Raw genomic sequence first — 2,186 nt, 5'->3', positions numbered from 1 at the left:
GGCTTGAGCTGGATAAGCGCAAGGCAAGCAATATCGGCTAACTGTTCGTTGTCATACTGTTCTAAAAATTCGGGCAAACTGAGAACCTGGCCTACTAAGGTTTCCATGTAATTGTGCACATCTGAGCTTATCTGCATCTGTAAATCTCCTTTTTCCTATGAAATGAGTATAGCAACGACTTGTTTATAACAACTTATTGATTGCTCTTAATTTAATCAATCTCTCTCTTTTTGCCGTAATGTCTTCCAAAATACTTGGGAAAAGGAACAAATAGACGTATTCTTGCTAGTTCTCAAAGTTCGAAATTCAATAACGGATAAATATCCATATTGATAAAACGATTTACCTAACCAATTATATAGTCAACTATTTTCAGGCAGTTTGTAATAGATGTCCTCATCGTCAATGACTTCATCAGGCTTCAGATTCTTATTCCCTTTTTTGCTACTGGGCATAGTGAGTTCGGGCATGGACAGCATTATTCAGATGACTCAGGCAAACTGGGGCATTGCCGCAAACTTGCCGTATATACTATTAGGTTGTGCGCTACTCCTTTGTTATTCATTTAAGCAAGGCAGAGAGTCCATGGTGTGCTTGGCAATGTTGCTAGCCTATTTCGTGATACAGCACCGCCTACAAGTCCCGCTTCAAAGTGGTACCGCTTTACTTGAGCTAACCATTTTAGCCACGTTACTTCCTGTCTCGTTTCTTACGGTATTTTTGTTTAGTAAAGAAGGTTTTGACTCCAGAGCCATGTTGACTTACATCTTGATGTTAGCAATGTTCGTTCTTTGGTCTTATCTAACGCTAGCATATTACGTTGAAGGAGGGTTTGAACAATGGACAAGCGGTATTTTATTTATTGTACCGACGGTCTCTAAACTGCCTTTAATTCTTGTTTTATATTGCGTGGGTATTGTCTGTTTTCTTGGAATTCTTGTTTTAAAGAAGAATGAAATTATCCATGCGATGACCTACTCTGCCATGGTATTGGCGTCTGCGACGTTCATTTTCTTTGATGTGCAGTACATATCAAGCACCATGTTTACGCTAACAGGGCTGCTTATCATTATTTATGCCGCTTCCGCTAGCCATCAACTGGCTTTCACCGATAGCCTAACGCTGATTCCGAGCAGACGTGCACTTGATCTCGATCTAAAACACATGGGTAAGAAGTTCACGATCGCAATGCTTGATGTTGACCATTTTAAAAAGTTTAACGACACCTACGGTCACGATACTGGTGATGACGTTCTAAAAATGGTCGCTTCGCGCCTCACTAAAACCCCAGGCGCAAAAGTTTATCGATTTGGCGGAGAAGAATTTACCATCGTTTTTAAAGGCAAATACGCTGACGAATGTAAGAACTTTTTGGAAGAAGCTCGTAAATCGATTGCAGAATACGAGATGATATTACGCGATGAAGAATCTCGCCCTGAGAACCATAAACAAGGACAAAAACGTCGTGGTAGCAACAGTTCGAAAAGAAAGTCGGTTTTTGTTACCGCAAGTTTCGGAGTTGCTGATAGCCGGAATGGGCAAGCTCCTCTGGACGTCATTAAATTAGCGGACGAAGCACTTTACAAAGCGAAAAAGGCCGGACGTAACTGCATAAAGCTTCGTTAGACCCTCACCAATAGTGAAAGTTAACAAGCTTGTCCGGGTTTAAAACAAAACCGAACTTCCCCATCAGCATAACAACTGCACTCATCGTTGCCACTATCCCGATGTTATCTATCTAATCAAAGGTATAAGGTATACGCCCGATTGCGACATCCGTTCGTACTGTTTGCTTATCTTACTTGAGTTAACTTTAAAAGAATTACCAAAACGTGACAACGCAACAAAAAAGTGGTATTCATAAGACTTTGTTTTAAAAAGAATTAACTACAGTATGTGTGTTTCTTCCCAAAGATTTTGATGTATATAGTGCTTTATCAACGGTTGCATACAAGTCTGATTGCACTTCTTTCCCTGTTGGTTGAAAAACAAAAACACCCTGTGACACTGTCACTCTATTTGACACACTAGAATACTCATGTGGGTAATCGAGAAAATACATAGCCTCTTGTATACGCTCGGCTTCTCTTTCTGCTGTTTGAGTGTCGGTACACCCTAGCAACACAACAAACTCTTCTCCACCATATCGACCTACATATTCCCCAGAGCGACAAAACGTCGCCTTT

At 40.7% G+C, this 2,186-nt stretch carries 2 protein-coding genes and 1 pseudogene; 1 reads left to right on the top strand and 2 read right to left on the bottom strand.

Annotation, left to right across the window (positions count from 1 at the left end; translation table 11 throughout):
• Positions 1 to 107, bottom strand: a pseudogene (locus IQR33_RS35910) (late competence development ComFB family protein); the annotation flags it as partial.
• Positions 108 to 390: 283 nt separating this feature from the next.
• On the opposite strand from IQR33_RS35910, the gene IQR33_RS19530 reads away from it, so the two are divergent.
• A complete protein-coding gene (locus IQR33_RS19530) occupies positions 391 to 1,626 on the top strand; it encodes a sensor domain-containing diguanylate cyclase (protein ID WP_193837697.1) in 1,236 nt (411 codons plus the stop codon).
• Positions 1,627 to 1,873: 247 nt separating this feature from the next.
• On the opposite strand, the gene IQR33_RS19525 is transcribed toward IQR33_RS19530, so the two are convergent.
• Positions 1,874 to 2,186 (bottom strand): GGDEF domain-containing protein (locus tag IQR33_RS19525; protein WP_193843942.1); only part of this gene is annotated, 313 nt, incomplete at its 5' end.

It is taken from the genome of Vibrio sp. OPT46 (assembly GCF_015163535.1).
GTDB lineage: Bacteria > Pseudomonadota > Gammaproteobacteria > Enterobacterales > Vibrionaceae > Vibrio > Vibrio alginolyticus.
Note: the sequence above shows the minus strand (reverse complement) of the source record. Positions and strands in the feature narration are given on the sequence as shown.